The organism is Intrasporangium zincisolvens (genome assembly GCF_034724055.1).
Lineage (GTDB): Bacteria > Actinomycetota > Actinomycetes > Actinomycetales > Dermatophilaceae > Monashia > Monashia zincisolvens.
The window spans coordinates 628,158-646,150 of record NZ_JAWIIL010000001.1 but is presented as its reverse complement, the minus strand read 5'-3'; the positions used below and the strand labels follow the sequence as shown (position 1 = coordinate 646,150).

Annotated in this window: 18 protein-coding genes; 9 read left to right on the top strand and 9 right to left on the bottom strand. The window is 68.7% G+C overall.

Annotated elements, in window-relative coordinates; all coding sequences use genetic code 11:
* Nucleotides 1–6 precede the first annotated feature (6 nt).
* Nucleotides 7–1,332 carry a M20/M25/M40 family metallo-hydrolase gene (locus tag RY076_RS02945; RefSeq protein ID WP_323095992.1) on the bottom strand — a complete coding sequence of 442 codons (1,326 nt, stop codon included), beginning with the start codon at nt 1,330–1,332 and terminating at the stop codon, nt 7–9.
* 56 nt (nt 1,333–1,388) lie between these two features.
* Between RY076_RS02945 and RY076_RS02940 the strand changes: the two genes are divergently transcribed.
* Nucleotides 1,389–2,975, top strand: coding sequence for an LLM class flavin-dependent oxidoreductase (locus RY076_RS02940; RefSeq protein WP_323095991.1), 1,587 nt, complete (start codon nt 1,389–1,391; stop codon nt 2,973–2,975).
* Between the two features lie 26 nt (nt 2,976–3,001).
* Here the strand turns inward: RY076_RS02940 and RY076_RS02935 are convergent, their stop codons facing one another.
* Nucleotides 3,002–3,559 carry a type 1 glutamine amidotransferase domain-containing protein gene (locus RY076_RS02935; RefSeq protein WP_323095989.1) on the bottom strand — a complete coding sequence of 186 codons (558 nt, stop codon included), beginning with the start codon at nt 3,557–3,559 and terminating at the stop codon, nt 3,002–3,004.
* A gap of 68 nt (nt 3,560–3,627) precedes the next feature.
* On the opposite strand from RY076_RS02935, the gene RY076_RS02930 reads away from it, so the two are divergent.
* Nucleotides 3,628–4,347, top strand: a complete 720-nt coding sequence (locus RY076_RS02930) for an MBL fold metallo-hydrolase (protein ID WP_323095988.1) — start codon at nt 3,628–3,630, stop codon at nt 4,345–4,347.
* A 192-nt stretch (nt 4,348–4,539) separates the two neighbouring features.
* Here the strand turns inward: RY076_RS02930 and RY076_RS02925 are convergent, their stop codons facing one another.
* Nucleotides 4,540–4,917, bottom strand: coding sequence for a DUF5681 domain-containing protein (locus RY076_RS02925; protein ID WP_323096386.1), 378 nt, complete (start codon nt 4,915–4,917; stop codon nt 4,540–4,542).
* Nucleotides 4,918–5,059: 142 nt separating this feature from the next.
* Here RY076_RS02925 and RY076_RS02920 point away from each other — a divergent pair, with 142 nt between their 5' ends.
* Entirely contained in the window at nt 5,060–5,659 is a 600-nt protein-coding gene (locus RY076_RS02920; protein WP_323095987.1) for a hypothetical protein, read from the top strand.
* Between the two features lie 31 nt (nt 5,660–5,690).
* Here RY076_RS02920 and RY076_RS02915 read toward each other — a convergent pair whose 3' ends face one another.
* Nucleotides 5,691–6,566 carry a hypothetical protein gene (locus RY076_RS02915; RefSeq protein WP_323095986.1) on the bottom strand — a complete coding sequence of 292 codons (876 nt, stop codon included), beginning with the start codon at nt 6,564–6,566 and terminating at the stop codon, nt 5,691–5,693.
* Between the two features lie 1,984 nt (nt 6,567–8,550).
* Here RY076_RS02915 and RY076_RS02910 point away from each other — a divergent pair.
* Nucleotides 8,551–9,297, top strand: a complete 747-nt coding sequence (locus RY076_RS02910; protein WP_323095984.1) for a hypothetical protein — start codon at nt 8,551–8,553, stop codon at nt 9,295–9,297.
* 554 nt (nt 9,298–9,851) lie between these two features.
* Here the strand turns inward: RY076_RS02910 and RY076_RS02905 are convergent.
* From RY076_RS02905 to RY076_RS02890, 4 genes are all read right to left on the bottom strand, one after another.
* Entirely contained in the window at nt 9,852–10,382 is a 531-nt protein-coding gene (locus tag RY076_RS02905; protein ID WP_323095982.1) for a DUF4395 domain-containing protein, read from the bottom strand.
* Nucleotides 10,383–10,450: 68 nt separating this feature from the next.
* Nucleotides 10,451–11,257, bottom strand: a complete 807-nt coding sequence (locus tag RY076_RS02900; RefSeq protein WP_323095980.1) for a DUF6498-containing protein — start codon at nt 11,255–11,257, stop codon at nt 10,451–10,453.
* A gap of 56 nt (nt 11,258–11,313) precedes the next feature.
* Entirely contained in the window at nt 11,314–12,840 is a 1,527-nt protein-coding gene (locus RY076_RS02895; RefSeq protein WP_323095978.1) for an MFS transporter, read from the bottom strand.
* 24 nt (nt 12,841–12,864) lie between these two features.
* A complete protein-coding gene (locus RY076_RS02890) occupies nt 12,865–13,446 on the bottom strand; it encodes a carboxymuconolactone decarboxylase family protein (protein WP_323095976.1) in 582 nt (193 codons plus the stop codon).
* A gap of 123 nt (nt 13,447–13,569) precedes the next feature.
* Here RY076_RS02890 and RY076_RS02885 point away from each other — a divergent pair, with 123 nt between their 5' ends.
* A complete protein-coding gene (locus RY076_RS02885) occupies nt 13,570–14,367 on the top strand; it encodes a deoxyribonuclease IV (RefSeq protein WP_323095974.1) in 798 nt (265 codons plus the stop codon).
* 108 nt (nt 14,368–14,475) lie between these two features.
* Complete coding sequence (locus RY076_RS02880; RefSeq protein WP_323095972.1) at nt 14,476–15,387, top strand: trypsin-like serine peptidase; 912 nt, start codon at nt 14,476–14,478, stop codon at nt 15,385–15,387.
* Nucleotides 15,388–15,426: 39 nt separating this feature from the next.
* Here RY076_RS02880 and RY076_RS02875 read toward each other — a convergent pair whose 3' ends face one another.
* On the bottom strand, nt 15,427–16,218 hold the full coding sequence (locus RY076_RS02875; protein WP_323095970.1) for a DUF4118 domain-containing protein: 792 nt from the start codon (nt 16,216–16,218) through the stop codon (nt 15,427–15,429).
* A 140-nt stretch (nt 16,219–16,358) separates the two neighbouring features.
* Here RY076_RS02875 and RY076_RS02870 point away from each other — a divergent pair, with 140 nt between their 5' ends.
* From RY076_RS02870 to RY076_RS02860, 3 genes are read left to right on the top strand one after another with little or no spacing between them, the layout of a single operon-like run.
* Complete coding sequence (locus RY076_RS02870; protein WP_323095969.1) at nt 16,359–16,763, top strand: DUF6855 family protein; 405 nt, start codon at nt 16,359–16,361, stop codon at nt 16,761–16,763.
* Nucleotides 16,764–16,781: 18 nt separating this feature from the next.
* Nucleotides 16,782–17,207, top strand: a complete 426-nt coding sequence (locus RY076_RS02865) for a DUF3224 domain-containing protein (RefSeq protein ID WP_323095968.1) — start codon at nt 16,782–16,784, stop codon at nt 17,205–17,207.
* The gene (locus RY076_RS02860; protein WP_323095966.1) at nt 17,204–17,956 is read left to right on the top strand and encodes an alpha/beta fold hydrolase; all 753 of its coding nucleotides are present in this window, start codon (nt 17,204–17,206) and stop codon (nt 17,954–17,956) included. Before RY076_RS02865 ends, RY076_RS02860 begins: the two co-directional genes overlap by 4 nt.
* Nucleotides 17,957–17,993: the final 37 nt, after the last annotated feature.

The window sequence follows — 17,993 nt, the reverse complement described above, 5'->3', positions numbered from 1 at the left end:
TCGCGCTCAGAGGCTCTCGAGGAGCCGGCGGTACCAGCGGACGCCGTCGAGGAAGTCGCCGACGCCGATGCGTTCGTCGACGCCGTGGATCGCCCCACGCTGCTCCGCGCTCATCCGGAACGGCGTGAACCGGTAGACGCGCGGCCACACGCGGTGGAAGTGGCGCGCGTCGGTGGCCGCGAGCATGACGTAGGGGACGGGCACGACGCCGGGGAAGACGTCGGCGAGCGTCGACTCGAGGAGGCGGTACGCGTCGTCGTCGGTGGGTGACACGGGGCTCGGGTCGTCGCCGCTGACGAGGACCACGTCGATGTTCGGGTCATGCACGACCCTCCGGACGCGCTCGATGGCGCTGTCGACGGTCTCGCCGACCATGACCCGCATGTTGACGTGGGCTCGCGCCTCGGCCGCGATGACGTTGGCGCCAGGCGACCCGGACAGCTGCGTCACGGCCGTCGTCGTGCGGGCCATGGCGGCGGGCTCGTGGCCGAGCCGGGGCAGCACCCGTCCGAGCACGGGCCGCAGCCGGCGCGCCCGGGCGAAGACACGGGCGTACGGGCCGGACGCGTGCGGCGCCAGGCGCTCGAGCATGTCGACGGTGGGGTCGGGCAGGCGGGCGGGGAACGGTCGACGCTCGAGGCGCAGGACGGCTCGGGCGATCCGGGCCGTGGCACCCATCCGTTTCGGTGCCGACGCGTGCCCGCCGTCGCCGCGGGCGACGAGCTCGACGTCGACGGTGCCCTTCTCGGTGGTGCCGATGACGGCGGTCTGCGCCGCCACACCCGGCAGCGCCCCCTGGACGATGGCGCCGCCCTCGTCGAGCACGAGCCACGGCTCGACCCCGCGCTCGCGCAGCAGCCGGACCGCCTCCTTGGCGGCGCCGCCGGACACCTCCTCGTTGCACCCGAAGGACAGCCACACGTCACGCCCTGGCACGACTCCTTCGGCGAGCAGCTGTTCGACAGCGCTGCACACCGCCACGAGCGAGCCCTTGCAGTCGAGGGCCCCACGGCCCCAGACGAACCCGCCGTCCAGCTCGGCCGCGAACGGTGGGTGGGTCCAGGCCGACTCGTCACCGACCGGCACGACGTCGAGGTGGGCCATGAGGACGACAGGGGCTTCCGGCGTCCGTCCGTGCCACCGCACCAGCAGCGCGTCTCCGGCGATCCGCTCGACGTCGCACGCGGCGTGCAGCCGTGGGAACCGCGACGCCAGCTCGGTGAGGAGCGCCTCGAACGCGTCGCGGTCCTCCTCGTCGCGGTACCAGCTCGAGACCGTCGGGATCCGGATGAGCGCCCGCAAGGCCTCGACGGCAGCGTCGTCCCCGTTCATGCCCCGGAGCGTAGGCCCTCGAGCCGTGCTGTGACGGGCCGTGCTGTGATGAACCCATGACCGACTACGGGCACGAGCTGCAGTTCGGGCTGTTCCCCAGCCCCGACGCCGCCCGCGCCGACGCGACGCTCGAGCTGGCCCTGCTCGCCGACGTCGTCGGCCTCGACCTCGTCACCGTGCAGGACCACCCGTACAACGGCGGCCACCTCGACACGTGGACCCTGCTCTCGGTCATCGCCGCGCGCACGAGCGCCGTCCGCGTCGCGCCGAACGTCGCGAACCTGCCACTGCGCCCGCCGGTCGTCCTCGCGCGCTCCGTCGCGACCCTCGACCGGCTCAGCGGCGGACGCGTCGAGCTGGGCCTCGGCACCGGCGCGTTCTGGGACGCCGTCGTCGCGGCCGGCGGCGAGCGCCGCACGCCGAAGGAGGCTGTCGACGCGCTCGTCGAGGCGGTCGCCGTCATCCGCGGCGTGTGGGGGCAGGACCCCGAGCACGCCGGCGCCCGGTCGGTCAGCGTCGAGGGCGAGCACTACCGGGTCAAGGGTCTGCACGTGGGGCCCGCCCCCGTGCACGACGTCGAGATCTGGCTCGGCGCCTACAAGCCGCGCATGCTCCGGGTCACCGGGCGCCTCGCCGACGGGTGGCTGCCCAGCCTCGGCCACGCATCACCCGACGACCTGCCGGCGATGAACGCCGTCATCGACGAGGCCGCCGACCGGGCCGGGCGCGGACCGCAGGCGGTGCGCCGCATGTACAACGTCTTCGGCACGTTCGGCCGTGGCGGCGGCCTGCTGCAGGGCACCCCTGACGACTGGGCCGAGCAGCTGGCCGGCCTGACGCTCGAGCACGGCACGAGCACTTTCGTCCTCGGGGCCGACGACCCCGACACGGTCCGCCGGTTCGCCCTGGAGGTGGCGCCGGCGGTGCGAGAGCACGTCGACGCCGAGCGCGCCCGACGCGCGTCCGGCACGCCCGTGCCCGAGCAGACGCCACCCTCCGCGCCGTCGCGCCCGCTGCCCGACGCCCACCCGCTCGCCGTCCGGCCGACACCCGACGACGGCACCCGCCTGTCGACGTCGATGCCGTGGCGCGAGGACGACCGGCCCACGGCGCCGGTGCCGGCGGGCGCCGTCTACACGCCGCACGAGCAGGGCGTGCCCCAGCACCTCGTCGACGTGCACGACCACCTGCGCCAGGAGCTCGCGCAGGTCCGCGACCTCGTCGGCCAGGTCCGTCGCGGCGCGCTGTCGGTCGGGGCGGCACGCTCAGTCGTCAACACGATGGCGCTGCGCCAGAACAACTGGACGCTCGGCACCTACTGCGAGTCCTACTGCCGCCTCGTCACCGGTCACCACACGCTCGAGGACGTCAGCATCTTCACCCATCTGCGGCGCGCGCAGCCCGACCTCGCCCCGGTGCTGGACCGCCTCGAGCAGGAGCACCACGTCATCGCCGACGTGCTCGAGCAGGTCGACGACGCGCTCGTCGCGCTCGTCGGCACCGACGCGTCGGGGCCGGGCGGGCCCCAAGCCCTCGACGAGGTCGAGCGCGCCCTCGACCTGCTCACCGACACCCTCCTGTCGCACCTGGCCTACGAGGAGCGCGAACTCGTGCACCCGCTCGCACGCCACGGGTTTGGCTGACGGGTTCGGCTGAGGCGCAGGGCGGCTCAGGCCGAGCGGGCCGCCGCCCCGTGCTCGAGCGCCTCGACGACGGCGCCGCAGAAGTCGGGTAGGTCGTCGGGCTTGCGGCTGGTGATGAGGTTGCCGTCGATGACGAGCGACTCGTCGACCCAGTCGCCGCCGGCGTTGCGGACGTCGGTCTGCACGCTCGGCCACGACGTCAGCCGCCGACCCGAGAGAACCCCAGCCTCGACGAGGGTCCACGGGGCGTGGCAGATCGCGGCGACCGGCTTGCCCGAGGCGACGAAGTCGCGGACGAAGGACACCGCGTCGGCATCGGTGCGCAGCGCGTCCGGGTTGGCGACGCCGCCGGGCAGAACGAGCGCGTCGTAGTCGTCGACCGACGCGTCGGCGACGGTGACGTCGACGTCCTTGGTGTCGGCCTTGTCGAGGTGGTTGAACATCTGGACCTGCCCGGGGTCGGGGCTGACGAGCACGGCGTCGTGTCCGGCGTCGGTCACGGCCTTCCACGGCTCGGTCAGCTCGACCTGCTCGATGCCCTCGCTCGCGACGAGGAAGGCGACCTTCTTCTGGTGCGTGACCATGCGACCTCCTGGGGTCCGTGACTGTCTCGTACGGCCCCCGTACCCACTCGCGTGGCTAGGCTCGACGCATGGCCCGCGACCTCGTGGTTCCGCTCGCGCCGGGCGTCTGGCGCATCCCCCTCGTGCGTGACCTCGTCAACGGGTTCGCCTTCCGCGACGACGACGGGCAGGTGACGCTCGTCGACATGGGCATCGCGCGGAGCGGGCCGAAGGTCATCGCGGCGCTCGCGGCGATCGGCGCCGGTCCGTCCGACGTGACGCGGCTGCTGCTGACGCACGCCCACCCCGACCACGCGGGAGGCGCGGCCCACGTCGCCGAGGCCACGGGCCGCGCCTTCACCGTGCACCACGACGACGCCGCGTACGCCGCCGAGGGCTCCTCCCCGCCGCGCGACCGCCGCTTCCTGCTGGGGCGGCTCTTCGACCGCCTCTCCCGGCCCGGGAAGGACTTCACGCCGGTGCCGGTCGAACACGAGATGAGCGACGGCGAGGTGCTGCCGATCGCGGGCGGCGTCCGCGTCGTGCACACGCCGGGCCACTCACCGGGGCACGTGTCGCTGCTCCACGAGGCGACCGGCGTCCTCGTGACGGGCGACGCGATCTTCAACGTCCTGGGCCTGCGCTGGCCGATCAAGGCGTTCTGCACCGACTTCCGGATGACGCAGGAGACGGCCCACCGGCTCGCCGAGCTCGACTACGAGGTCGCGGCCTTCACCCACGGCGCGGAGCTGCGCGGGCGACCGCGCGAGGCGATCCGCTCGTTCCTGCTGCGCCACCCCGCCGGCTGACTGACCCCGCCCGACCCAGGGGTCCTCGTCGTCCACAAGGTTGTACACAACTGTGGACAGACCCTGTACGACCTTCCGGCGGCGCTGCGCCAAACCTTGGACAACGCCGTGTCACCGCGACGACCGGGTCGTTGGGCGCCTCGATGACCTCAGTTTGCTTCGGCTTGAGCTGCAGCATCGTCTGGTCTCGGGTTATGACGCTGATGATCTTGGGGAGTCCGTGATCCGCTGGCCCTTGGAGGTGACGTCCACCTCCGTGCCGCAGCCGAACTTGCCGATGAAGTCGCGAGCCGCGCTGCGGGCCGCCGGCTTGATGCTGGGGTCCATGGCCTCGATCAGAGCGGTGGCGATCATGGCACGCATCGGGGTGCCTTGGAACTCAGGATCGGGAAGCTTCGTCTTATCCTTGATTTTCTCGCTCAGCTTCTCGATGACGTGCTCGTCGTCCAGCATCTCCTGGATGGTCGCGCTAAGAGACTTGCCCTTTGGCCGACCCTTGGGGTTGCCAGACTGCCCAGGCTGGAAGCGCGTACCGGCTCCAACGTTTGGATCAACGCCGTTAGTTAGCAGTTTCCTGCCTGCATTCGCCTATTGTTCGCCTGATCCGTCGCCTGTTGATGTCATATGCAAGTAGTTATGCATGAATGCTGTCACAGGTCAACGTTGAGTGCTACCGTTCACGAAATTTCGAAGCGTCGGGGAGGGACAAATCATGGCAAAGCGCCTCACCGTCGATCAGAAGAACGATCGCCGGTTGACGCAGATCGCCATGTTCTCCGCCTCGGTTGCGCTTGTCGCCGTGGTGGCTGGCCCCTTGACGACGTTCTGGCTCCTAAAGCCTCAGCTCGATGCAAATATCGATCAATCTCGCTTCCAGGCGCTGTACGAGGATAAGCGGAAGTACTATGCGGAGTTCGAGGCTGACTTGGGGCAGATCGGAACGCTAGAAGTCGAAGCGCTGGTAGTCATCCTAGCCAATAACAAGAGATGGGCCGTGAATGATCCACAATGGACTTCCTTGAAGAAACAAATCGACGGCCTCAAGGTTAAGGCAAGTTCGGACTCTGGAAATATCTATATGGTGGGGCCGTCTGGCGTCGCCAAGAAGTCCAGCGCGGCATGGAACTCAATGGCGCGTGCCGCCGACATGTTCGATTGCCTAGCCGTCGGACAAGGTCCCACCTGTTCACAAGATACGACCATGAAGGAGGCGTACGGCAAGTTCCTCGACCTCAATAAGGCATCGGGCGTTGATGATCGAGCCTTCTTGGATGCGGCCCACGCAGATCTGGTGAAGGGGTTGATTGAGTGACAACTGCCTGGCTGTCCGCGCGGGTCATGGCCTAGATCTGTCGATCCTTTGCCTGGCTGAATGGAATGATTGATGCGGTTGGATTCTGCATGTACTCGCGGAACCGCTTGTTGTATCTGTCAATCGTGCCAGTATCTACTTCAGCGTTGACCCAGATAACAACGTCCATGAAGTAGCCCTCGAGGTCCACCATGGTCTCTATCTCGTATCCCTCGAAGATGACGTGGAAGTTGTTTACATGCGCCCAGTCCTGTGCGCGGCGGACGATGTCGCTGACTCCATCCGCAGGAGAACCGGCCTGGCTAGTCGCATCTCCCCAATATCCAGCACCGCCCCAGTACACACCCTGTCGCTCAGGTCCGGCTTCCTTGTCCCTGATGCCGCGAACGATTGCCAAGACCTCATCGAGGACGGACTCGGTGCTTCGACCAAGGTCGGCCACTTTCTGGATGACACCCTCTTCAAGGATGATCGTCTGGCCGGCAGGCGAAATCGGATGCGTCTCTAGAATGTCGTCGACTGCCTTCTTAAGTTCCGGCCAGTATGCCTTGATGCGTGATGCCGACTTGTCAGGCATACCGAACGCTGAGTAGAGGCTGCGGAGCACGCGCCTCATACCGTCCTCATCAAAAGGCACCGCCTGCAGGATGCTGAGCGGGCCAAGAAGGTCAGTGGTCTTGTCGAAGCCGACGAGCAACGGGATGACCCGGTTCTTCGGATCGTCACCGACAACCTTGGACAGAGCGCCGGCCTCAAAGTTGATCCACGGGCGCTCCATCGTGTGTTTAGTGACAACCACGATGCCAGCCTTGGCCTCCTTCAACGCCTCCTCGATGTCGGCGATCCCACGATCCGGCTTCGATGTCGATGTCTGAGACCCAGGGGCTGACGTGGTCAAGGACCTCATCAAGCCAACTGTGCAGCGCACCAGCGATCTCCTTCGATGGGCTGCCTGACCAGCTGATGAAGACTTTGTTCCTCGCCTCGGGTGCCATGGGCGGGATCCTAGTCGAACGGACCAACCCCACAGGTTTTGATGCCGGAGGGGTGCTGGGTGGCCGCACCCCTTCCCCGACGCCTTGCACCACGTCTAACAGGGGTGGCGGGTATCCCCTTCCCCGGCGTCGAGAGTGGTCCATCAGTGGTGGGTGTTGCAGAAATTAAACGCAACGGGGACCGGCGGGGAAGTGGTTGGCATAAAAAGCACCGCCATCTCTGACGGTGTCGACTGAACAACTTTATGTACCTACATCACGGGGAGTACTTCGCCGACAGCCATGCACGGCACGTCCGCTGGCTGCATCACTATGCCCTGCGCTGAGTCTTCACGAGCTGCGTAGAGCGTGTAGTCGCAGGCCCGGAAGCCGCCTTGTACCGACACGCTGACAGCCATGATCGTTCGTGGATCTACAACCGGCACGGGTGTGGGTGCTGATGTTGGCTGAGCTTCCGTTGTGCTTGTATTGCTTGGCGCGCTCACGTTCTGCGTGGTTGCTGATGGTGCCGAACTGCCGCTCGTGGTTGTGTTCTGAGAGGCCGATTGTTGCAGCGAATGGATCGCCGTTGTGTTCTGCTCGACCTTGCCCTAAGTCGCAGCTTGCTGAGTCACTAGCGAGTCAATGCGAGTCTCGTGATCGTCGACTTGCTGCACGAGCGGCGGCACTTCTTCTGCGCCAGTCAGGGCTGTCTGAGTGGCTATCACTGCCGATCCGGCGATTCTCAAGAACACGGTGGAGAGCCGATAATGATTTGCTTCGTGCGTGTTAATCTGGATGTAGAGCTTCTCCCTTCGTTGGTTTGATCGCTGGCGAGGAGAGGCTCTTTTTTGCCTCTTCTCTGCAAACATTTATGCATACGGGCTGGCATTTGTAAAGAGTCGCGTGCGAATTTTGCTTTAGGAAAGGAATGGGTGGATAATTGTATCAACGTGGAAATGGTTCCACATCTACCCGGAAGAGGTGAGGAGAAATATGGTAGTAGTTGCGATTGCAAGTCTTCAGTTGCTAGTGGCGGTCGCTCAGTTGATCGTCATGTTTCGACGGGGAGGCTGATTAATGATATTAATCAAATGCCCCCGCGGTGCCAGATGCCCGCGGGGGCTTTGTTCTATTGCAATACTTGTGCTCATCATTCACAACTAAGGGCAGTAATGGCATTCGGCTTTTGCCTGAACCTTGAGAGGGATGATGACTAACCGTGAAGCATGGACGTTGGCAATGCTGCGCTCAACACATACCAGGAGCCGGACGCCACCAGTAACGAAGACCGGGACCGGCTAGAGGCACTGGCGGAGCAAGCCAAGATCGTTCTGATGAACATGCGCAGAGAGACGCCACGGCCATGAGCCGCCGTCTCGAGAAGCCGAACGCTTCTGGTGGGACGACTGACCACTCAGAAGAGATCGCTCGTCTTCGCGTCAGGGCGCGGAGCAAGGAGCACTACGACGCGCTCGTGTACGAGCTGTGCGCTGATCTCCTGGCTTCTCACGATGACAGTGGGATCAGCCTCGACAACTGGACCGCCCGTGCGTTGGTCGAGTTGCTTATCGGTCAAGAGATTACGGAGAGCGGAGTGTGAGATGAACTGGATCAAGTTGTGGTTCGTCGCGCGCTTCATTAGGTGGTGCGAGTGATGCCCGCCGAGCGCGATTTCTGAGGATCACGAACAGCGACGAACGGTTTCACTTGCGCCGGCTGAGTGACGATGAACTCAAGACGGTGTCGGAAAACACGCTCATCAACATCGACAGCTTGCTCAGGTTCAATGCGCTTGTTCAGCTGGAGATACAACGTCGCAAGACACCTTCCCAATCCGGCGATGCCTCATGAGGCCGTGACTGACCCGCTACGTAAGTGCGGGTCTTCTTCTTGCCCCGCTGATACAGTGCGCCCATGGCGGAGAATCAGGGGAGCGACGAGCGGCCCAGCGGTACGTCTGGCAACTTCCGCGCGAAGGGTGGCAGCAAGCGCAACTCATCTGACTCGTATACCGCCCGCTACTCATCGACCGATCGACTCGTGGGCCAGAGCATGTCGTCCTTCGAGACGCCCGCCAAGTACCGACGAGCCACCGTCTCAGCTACCAAGGCGGCAGCGCAGCGCTCAAGAGGTCGCCGCGGTGCGAGTAGTTTTGCGGGTAGAGCCCGTCTTTATAGGAACTACGGGTTCGACGGTGCGATTATTTGGAAATCAGACCAACTCTCAAGCCCACGCCTGATCGCCGCCGTCATTGAGGGCATGGGGATTGTCGTAGAACTGGCTCAGTTCACCACGACTCGCAAGCGCCAGCCGCCGGCCATCATGTCGATGCGGATGAATAGCCCTCTGGAAGTGCTCATCTATATCGGTGCATGTGGGGGATCAATCGCCACCCTGATGGGTTCTCTCCGTATGGCTCACACACACATCATGGCCATGATCGGCAAGCATCACGCCACCATGATGGAAGTCGCCCAGTCGAAGAACCAAAAGGCCAGGCTCGAGCTTGAGACAAAGGTTATCGAGGAGATGACCAAGCACTTTGAGACTGAGGGCTTCACTGGGAAGGAACTGAGCAGCGCAGCACAAGCCCTGATCTTCAACAGTGGCGTCACGCTGCTTCCTGAAGCCAAGAAGAAGGCCCCGGCAGGCAAAAGGTAAAGCCCCACACCTTGTTCAGATGTGGGGCGGTTGCTCACAGCTCATAGAGCTTGATGAGCGAATCGGGGACGGAGGTTGTCTCTCCCTCGTCGTCCGGCTTCCCAGCGACGATGACCGTGCCACACGAGGCCGAGCTCGTGACGACGTGGAACGCCACCGACGGCGCGCCGCGGATCGGGCAGGGCGCCAAGGCCGTCGGGCAGATCCCGATCTGCTGGGACCCGGACGAGAAGGTGGCGATCGAGCGGGCGCACGCCCAGTTCCGGTGGTTCGGTGGCGGGTGGTCGGTCAACAGCGACCTGCCGACGTCGGCCGGGTTCCAGGGCGCGAGCCAGTTCGTGCGCCCCGAAGACGTCGCGGAGTCCATCCCGTGCGGGCCCGACCTCGACCGGATCGTCGAGGCGGTCAGCACCTACTGGGAGGCCGGCTTCACCGACGTCGCGCTCGTCCAGGTCGGCGGCGACGCCCAGGAGGAGTTCCTCTCCGAGGCCGCGGCCCGCTGCTGGGGAAGCTGCGCGCGGCTGCCGGGTCTGCCGTCTGAGGGGCCTGACGCGTCAGGCGGCCGTGGCCCGCTCGGCGAGGATCCGCTCGCGCCGCTTGGTGATGTCGGCGCACTCGAGGCAGACCTCCTCGGGCACGACGCCCAGGCGCATGAGGCCGGAGAAGAGGATGCAGCCGACACAGATGCCGAAGGCCGACTCGAGCAGTGGGAAGAGCACCATGACCGCGCCGATCGCGACGACGCCGACGAGCGCCCACGAGGCGCCGGTGGCGAGCGAGACGACCCAGAGCGCGGTCGCGGCGAGCGTCATGACGGCACCGATGCTCGCCGCGAACCGCTTCGGCGTACCGGCGGTCGGCTGCTTCGACGCCCGGACGGCGGGTCGGATCCACCGCTGGACGAGCTGCGCCACCGGACTGGCCTTCGGTCCGAGCGCGGCCCGCAGGGTGAAGTCGACGGCCAGGACGGCGTAGAGCCACCACTGCTGGGTCGCGAGGGCGACCGAGCCGACCACGAGGACGACGGCGGCAATGAGCCGCACCGTGACGTCGTCGACGACCGCAGGGAAGCGCGAGGAACTCATGCAAGCATTATGGACTCCATAAGGCTCACTTATGCAACCTCGGGTCAGGATCCGGACGCCGCGATGCGTCAGGGGGCGGACACGCGCTCCCGGCGGTCCGCCTCTCGCTGCGCCGCCCGGCGGACTGCGCGCTCCTCGGCTCGCCTCGCCGCCCGCCGCGCGAGGACGACGTGCTCGACGACGTGCAGCACGGCGTCGAGGGCGGTCTTGGCGCCCGTGAGCAGCGCCACCGCGGCGACGTCGTGCGCCGTGCGCCCGTCGACACCGCCCATCAGGAAGAAGCCGCCGATCACGGTGAGGTGCAGGGCGAGCATCCGCGGGTAGGGCGCGACGATGACCCACGCCGGGTTGGCCGAGGCGCGCTCGCGGCGTCCGAACCAGTTGAGCCCGACCGACAGGAGGTGGCTCAGGAGGATGACACCGGCCGTCGCGACCCAGTCGAGCAGGCCGCCCTGCAGCCCGACGACGCCGACCATGACCGCGGTGAAGGCGCCGTGCACGAGCGTGAAGAGGCCGAAGTGCATCGCGAAGGACAGCGCGCAGGCCGGGTCGCCGCTGACCCACGACTTCGCCGCGAGCCAGCCCTCGAGGCGACGAGGCACGGGGCCGCGGACCGGATGCGCACCCGAGGCGTCGCGGCGACGCGTCGAGGTCAGCAGCTTGACTGTGGTGGTGAACCAGACGACGACGTTCTCGAACCAGTAGACGAGCAGGACGTCGCCCATGCCGAGGCGGCCGTCGAGCGCCGCCCAGACCGGCAGGAGGTTGGCGCCGACGAGGATCGCCGCGCTCAGCGCCCGCGCCACCGAGGTGGGCAGGCGGCGGCCCAGCCGGGCCATCAGGTCGACGCCGAGGATGCGCAGGAGGGCGGTCACGGGCGCCCATGGTGCCATGAGCCCGTGACCGCCACCCGTCGAGTGGTGGACCGCCCTCAGGCGGTCCGGAGGACGCGGAGGGCAAAGAACGCACAGACCACGAACAGCACGGCACCGACACCGGCCACGACGTTGAGGCTCGTCGTGAAGGCGTCCTGCGCGGCCGCGACGAGCTCGCGCGCCGCGTCGGCCGGCAGCGTCGCCGCGGCCCGGACCGCCCCGGCGAGGGAGTCGAGCGCCGACGTCGTGGCCTCCGACGCGTGGTCGGCGGCGAAGGGCGCGAGCTGGCTGCGGTACACGAAGGTCGCGAGCGAGCCGAGGCCGGCGACGCCGACGGCGATCCCGAACTCCGCGGACGTCTCGGACATCGAGGCCACCGAGCCCGCGCGCTCCGGCGGCGCGGACTGCATCATGACGCCCATCGTCAGGGTCGAGGGGACCATGATCCCGAACGAGGTGAGGCACATCCCGAAGACGAGCAGGCCCAGGCCCGCCGCGGCGCCGACCTGGGTGTAGAGCACCAGGCCTGCGGCGCAGAGGAGCAGGCCCGACGCCATGCTGCGGGCGGTGCCGAGGCGACCGGCGATGCGGGCCGAGGTCGACGAGCCGAGCAGGAGGGCGAGGTTGGCCGGCAGCATCCACAGGCCCGCCCCGAGCGGTGAGAGGCCGGCGACGAGCTGCAGCCACTGCGAGCCGAGGAACGACACCCCGGCCATGACGACACCGCCGACGAGCATGACGGCCAGGGCCACCGAGAAGGCGCGGCTGCGGAAGAGCGCGAGGTCGACGAGCGGGTTGGCGATCCGGCGCTGGCGGCGGACGAACAGGACGCCCATGACCAGGCCCGCGGAGATCGTCGTCGCGGCGAGGGAGGCGCTGCCGCCGCGGGCGATCTCCTTGAAGCCGTGGATGACCGGAAGGATCGTCGCGAGCGAGAGGACCGAGCTGGCGACGTCGACGCGGGCACCGGCGTGACGCTCGGACTCCGGCAGGACGCGTCGGCCGACGACGACGAGCAGCAGCATGAACGGCACGCCGAGCAGGAAGGCCGAGCCCCACCAGAAGTGGGCGAGCAGGACGCCGCCGACGAGCGGGCCGACGGCCATGCCGCCCATGAAGCAGGCGTACCAGACGCCGATGGCCGCCATCATCGCCTTCTCGTCGGTGAAGATCGTGCGGATGAGGCCCATCGTCGACGGCATGAGGGTGGCGCCGGCGATGCCGAGGACCGCGCGCCAGAAGATGAGCTGCCCGGGGCTGCTCGCGTACGCGGCGCACGCGCTCGCGACGCCGAACGCGACGGCGCCGACGAGCAGGAGGCGCTTGCGCCCGATGCGGTCGCCGACCGCGCCCATCGTCACGAGGAAGCCGGCGAGGACGAAGCTGTAGATGTCGAGCATCCACAGCTGCTGCGTCGTGCTCGCGCCGAGGTCGGCGGACAGCTCTGGCAGCGCGAGATAGAGGACGCTGACGTCGAGCGACAGCAGCAGGGCGGTCAGGGCCAGCACGCCGAGCGCGAGCCACTGGCGGCGCGTCGGCGTGCTGGCAGAGGTGGTGCTCTGGGTCTCGGTGATCGTCGTCATGCCCTCACGTCGATCACCCGGCCGTCATTTCGACACGGGCTGATCCCTCTGGGCCATCGGGGCCAAGCCGCACGAGGCCGCGAAGCCCTCCGACTCGATGCCGAGCGCGATGTTCGAGCGCGTCGTGAGGTTGGCGAACCCGATGACCGTGGTCAGCTCCACGAGGCCCGCCGGGCCGAGCTCGCGCAGCAGGTGCGCGACGAGCTCCTCCGACGGCTCGGGCGGGGTCTGGCTCATCGCCTCCGCGTACTCCATGACCGAGCGCTCCAGCGGCGAGAACACCTCGGACTCGCGCCACCGCGGGATCTCGCGTGCCTTCTCGACGTCGAGGCCGTTGTTGTAGGCCATGAAGTAGTTGAAGTCGAGGCACCACGAGCAGCCGAGCATCGAGGCGACGGCCATGTGCGCGAAGGACTTGAGGCCCTCGTCGCACTCGTGCACCTTCTGGATCTTCTGGCCCAGGCTCATCGTCGCCCGCAGCAGCGGCTGGTGGTGCCACATGACCCCGAGCGACTCGGGCACGCTGCCGAACATCTTCGTGCTGAACCGCTTGACGAGGGCGCCGTAGGGTCCGGTGATCTCCTTCGGCGGGATCCTGGTGGTCATCGTGTCCTCCTGTGGGTGGGAAATCGTCCGTCGACAGGTGGACACCCGACGGCGCCGATGTGTGACATCGACCTGCATCGGCCCGCACGACCCCGCGTCGGTGCCACGGCCTACGCTCGGGGGATGGCCCTACACATCGGTGCGCACGTCGACCAGGAGGACCCGATCGCGGAGGCGAAGGCCCGCGGCGCCTCGCTCTCGCAGCTGTTCCTCGGCGACCCGCAGAGCTACAAGGGCCCGGTCGTCCGGTACGCCGGCGGCGCCGAGGCGCTCAAGCCCGACGCCGCGGCCGCGGGCATCGACCTCTGGGTCCACGCGCCGTACCCGATCAACGTCGCGAGCCTCAACAACCGCATCCGCATCCCGGGCCGCAAGCTGCTCCAGCAGCACCTGAAGGCGGCCGCCGAGATCGGCGCCAAGGGCGTCATCGTCCACGGCGGGCACCTCGGGGTCGAGGAGGACGCCGCCACGGGCTTCGACAACTGGCGCAAGTGCATCGACGGCCTCGACCTGCCGGTGCCGCTGCTCATCGAGAACACCGCGGGCGGCGACAACGCCATGGCCCGCCGGCTCGAGGCCATCGCGCGGCTCTGGGACGCCATCGGCCAGGCGTCGGGCAGCGAGAACGTCGGCTTCTGCCTCGACACCTGCCATGCGCACGCCGGCGGCAACGACCTCGGCAGCGTCGTCGACCAGGTGCGCGCCATCACCGGGCGCATCGACCTCGTGCACGCCAACGACTCCCGCGACGAGTTCGACTCCGGCGCCGACCGGCACACGAACTTCGGCTCCGGGCACATCGACGCCGACGCGCTCGCCGACGTCGTGCGGGCCGCGAAGGCCCCCGTCGTGTGCGAGACGCCCGGCGGCACCGACGCGCAGGCCGCCGACATCGCCTGGCTGCGCGGCCGGGTCGACTGACCCTTTTCTGACCGAAACCCGACCCAAGAGGGGCACTCCTGCCCGTACCGTGCAGGAAGGGCCGTCCTCGGGGGACCGTCCGGCGGCCGATCCTCCCAAGGAGGCTGCATGCGCAGGACCAGCTCACTCCTCGCCGGCGCCCTGGGCGCCGGTGCCCTCGTCCTCTCGCTCGTCGCCGCTCCCGTCGCCACCGCGTCCGGGGCCGGACGCGCGCACGGCCCGACGCCGCACGCCGCGGCGACGACGCCCGCCGAGCAGCAGCGCGTCCTCGCGTACTGGACGCCCGCACGGATGAAGAGCGCGATCCCCCGCGAGAACACGTACGTCGCGAACAAGGGCACCGCGAACAAGGGCAAGCCCGGCGGCGGCACGAGCGGAGCCCAGGCCGTCCAGGTGCCGGCCTCGCCGCTGTTCGGCAAGGTCTTCTTCACCGAGAAGGGCCTCAACTACGTCTGCTCCGGCACGGTCACGCAGAGCTCGAGCGGCTCGCTCGTCACGACGGCGGGCCACTGCGTCAACGAGGGCCCCGGCGCCTACGTGACGAACTTCGCCTTCGTGCCCAGGTACGAGAACGGCAACCGCCCGTACGGCACGGTCACGGCAGCCTCGCTGCTGACGACGGACGCGTGGCGCGCGAGTGGCGACTTCAACCACGACATCGGCTTCGCGGTCATGAACCCGCTCGCGGGCAGGACCCTCTCTGCCACCGTCGGCGGCTCCTACCCCATCGCCTTCAACCTCGGGTACGGCCGCACCTTCGACGCGTACGGCTACCCGCAGGCCAGCCCCTACGACGGCCAGACCCTCTGGAAGTGCAGCGGGCCGACGACGATGGACACCCGCGGCTCGACCGACAACCGGCTGCCCTGCAGCATGACCGGCGGCTCGTCCGGCGGCGGCTGGATCACGGGCGGCCAGCTGAACTCGCTCAACTCGTTCGGCTACCGCGGCGAGAAGGACGTCATGTACGGGCCGTACTTCGGCACCGTCGAGCAGAGCCTCTACACGCAGGTCGACTGAGGGGCGGGGAGCCGCGCCTGACGCCGCGCACCGACGGCGTCAGGCGCGGTCGCCCGCCTCGTCGGTGTGGTCACTACCCTCGACCACCGCCGCCATCCGGTCGGCGAGCAGCTCGGCGACGCGCAGCTGCTCGGCGCTCGGGCGCACGACCCGCGTCGCGGCGGTCACCCGGAAGTGCCCGAGCACGCGGTCGCCGCGCCGGACAGGCAGGGCGGTCCACGCCTCGGTCGGCAGCCCGACGCGCTGAACCGGGACCACGCGTCCGCCCGACGTGACGCGTCCGTCAGGGCCCACGACGGCGTCGTTCCAGCGCGGGTGCGTGCCCACCCACTCGGTGCGGTCGGCGCCCAGCGCCTCGGTGATCGCGGCCCCGATGGCGACGGCCCGCTCGTCGACGCCCGAGTCGGCCGGCGCGTCGAGCAGCTGGGCCAGGCCACGGATGTAGCCGTCGCGGCGCAGCGCCGCCGCCTGCTGGCGCCGGCCCCACAGCGCCACCTCGGTCACGGCCAGACCGACGACGACGAGGGCCAAGGCCAGCTCGAGGTCATCGCGGTGGTGGATCGAGAACGAGTAGTACGGCTCGGTGAGGAAGAAGTCGAAGCTGCCCGCCGCGGCGAGCGCCGCGAGGACTCCCGCGACCCGGTCGCCCGTCGCCGATGCGGCGACGACGGGCAGCACGAGGACCATCGCCGCGGTGCTCTGGTCCATCCCCGAGCGCACGAGTGCGAGGCCCGCACCGACCGCGACGGGCAGCAGCACCGAGAGCAGGCGCACGAGCCCGCGTCGGGCGGTGAACCGGTCGAGGAGCGTGTCCCTGGTGTCCGTGGTCATGACTTCATGGTCGCGCCGCGCAGGCGCGCGCGCGAGGGTGTGGGCGCCACCCTGACGCCGTCTTGACACGTTCCTGACGCCGCTGGAGTACGCGGGAGTACAAAGGTGAGGACGATGCCACCAGCCCGAGGAGGACGACCGTGAGCGGGACCGGAACCACCGACGACCCCTGGGTCCTGCGCACCCCGCCGGGCACCGGCGAGTACACGATGCACCGCGACGACGCCGCCACCCCGGCTCAGCTCGTCTGCCAGGTGGGCTCGACGCGGCTGACCTACGACGCCCGCGTCGTCGAGGACCTCCACGCCTGGCTGCGCGAGCAGGGTGACTGGGTTCCCCTGGGCTCGGCCGACGAGCAGAAGCCCGCGAAGGACGGGACCGTGGAGGCGTGGGCCCGGTCGGAGTCCAACCCCGTGGGTGGGTGGTACGGCCTGCGCAAGGGCTACCGCGGACGGGTCGGCATGTACCTGCCACCGCTGCTGGAGGAGCTCGGCCTCGCCGAGGTGGAGCACCAGCCTCGCAACAACCGCATGCGCGCTCTCTGACGCCGCTACGGTCGAGCGATGCTGAGCACCTCGACCTTCACGACGTCCGACTTCGACGTCACCGACTTCGTTCCGGACATCACGACCGCCCTGCCGACGGGACACCTCCGGATGCGCAAGACGTACTCGGGCGACGTGGCCGGCCGCAGCGTCACGCAGTTCACGTCGGCCTTCGACCAGGGATCCGGGGTGGGCACGTACGTCGCGATGGAGTCCTTCGAGGGCGCCGTCGGCAGACGACGTGGGGCGTTCAACTTCGTGCACGCCGCCTCGACGAGCGGCTCGGACCGGTCCCACGAGTACGGCCTCATCGTGCCGGGCAGTGGCACCGGCGCACTGGTCGGCATCGAGGGCACCGTGCACCTGCGCATCGACGAGGACGGCACGCACCGCATGGACTTCGAGCACAACCTTGACGTCGGCGCCCGGGACACTCGGGCGTGACCTCCACCGACCCCGGCGACACGGCCGTCGTCGCCCTGCACGGGGCCGACATGCTCGTCCGCACGTGGGAGCGGCGGGGCTCCGACGCGTCTCCCGACGCGGCTCCCGCCGCGCCCGCGGAGCCGCCGGTGCTCCTGCTCCACGCGACGGGCGAGTCCTCGCTCGACTGGGCACGGGTCGCCGCGAACCTGCGCGCCAACCGGACCGTCGTCGCGCTCGACGCGCGGGGCCACGCCGGCAGCAGCCGCCCGGGCTCCTACCGGCTCGAGGAGATGGCGGGCGACGCCCTCGCCGTGGCCGGCAGCCTCCCGGTCCTCGCCGAGACTGACGTCTACGACGTCGTCGGCCACTCCATGGGCGGGCTCGTCGCCCTGCTCGTCGCGGCCACCGAGCCCCGGCGTGTGCGCCGGCTCGTCCTCGAGGACGTGCCCCTGCCACACCCCCGCACCCCGAACCCGCCCGCCCGGCCCGACGCCGACCCCGGGTTCGACTGGGAGATGGTGCTGCAGGTGCGGGCGCAGATCGACGACCCCGACCCCGGCTGGGCCGACGTCGCCCGGTCGGTCGTCGCGCCGACGCTCGTCGTGTGGGGTGGGCCGTCGAGCCCGATGCCGGCCGAGCACGTCGAGGAGCTGGCCCGGACGCTGCCCTCCGGACGCCTCGTCCGCGTCGACGCCGGGCACCTCGTCCACGCCACCGATCCCGACGGCTTCCTCGCCGTCGTCCGGCCCTTCCTCGACGCCAGCTGAACCCTGCGCGAGGGGCCACGGACGGCGGCCGGCCCGC

Bases quoted from the DNA above. Each gene is read 5' to 3' on its own strand.
- RY076_RS02915 (WP_323095986.1), bottom strand. From the start codon at position 6,566: ATGAGGTCCTTGACCACGTCAGCCCCTGGGTCTCAGACATCGACATCG.
- RY076_RS02930 (WP_323095988.1), top strand. From the start codon at position 3,628: ATGGCCCGCGACCTCGTGGTTCCGCTCGCGCCGGGCGTCTGGCGCATC.
- RY076_RS02865 (WP_323095968.1), top strand. From the start codon at position 16,782: ATGCTGAGCACCTCGACCTTCACGACGTCCGACTTCGACGTCACCGAC.
- RY076_RS02905 (WP_323095982.1), bottom strand. From the start codon at position 10,382: ATGAGTTCCTCGCGCTTCCCTGCGGTCGTCGACGACGTCACGGTGCGG.
- RY076_RS02940 (WP_323095991.1), top strand. From the start codon at position 1,389: ATGACCGACTACGGGCACGAGCTGCAGTTCGGGCTGTTCCCCAGCCCC.
- RY076_RS02920 (WP_323095987.1), top strand. From the start codon at position 5,060: ATGGCAAAGCGCCTCACCGTCGATCAGAAGAACGATCGCCGGTTGACG.
- RY076_RS02935 (WP_323095989.1), bottom strand. From the start codon at position 3,559: ATGGTCACGCACCAGAAGAAGGTCGCCTTCCTCGTCGCGAGCGAGGGC.
- RY076_RS02895 (WP_323095978.1), bottom strand. From the start codon at position 12,840: ATGACGACGATCACCGAGACCCAGAGCACCACCTCTGCCAGCACGCCG.
- RY076_RS02890 (WP_323095976.1), bottom strand. From the start codon at position 13,446: ATGACCACCAGGATCCCGCCGAAGGAGATCACCGGACCCTACGGCGCC.
- RY076_RS02885 (WP_323095974.1), top strand. From the start codon at position 13,570: ATGGCCCTACACATCGGTGCGCACGTCGACCAGGAGGACCCGATCGCG.
- RY076_RS02875 (WP_323095970.1), bottom strand. From the start codon at position 16,218: ATGACCACGGACACCAGGGACACGCTCCTCGACCGGTTCACCGCCCGA.
- RY076_RS02880 (WP_323095972.1), top strand. From the start codon at position 14,476: ATGCGCAGGACCAGCTCACTCCTCGCCGGCGCCCTGGGCGCCGGTGCC.
- RY076_RS02945 (WP_323095992.1), bottom strand. From the start codon at position 1,332: ATGAACGGGGACGACGCTGCCGTCGAGGCCTTGCGGGCGCTCATCCGG.
- RY076_RS02910 (WP_323095984.1), top strand. From the start codon at position 8,551: ATGGCGGAGAATCAGGGGAGCGACGAGCGGCCCAGCGGTACGTCTGGC.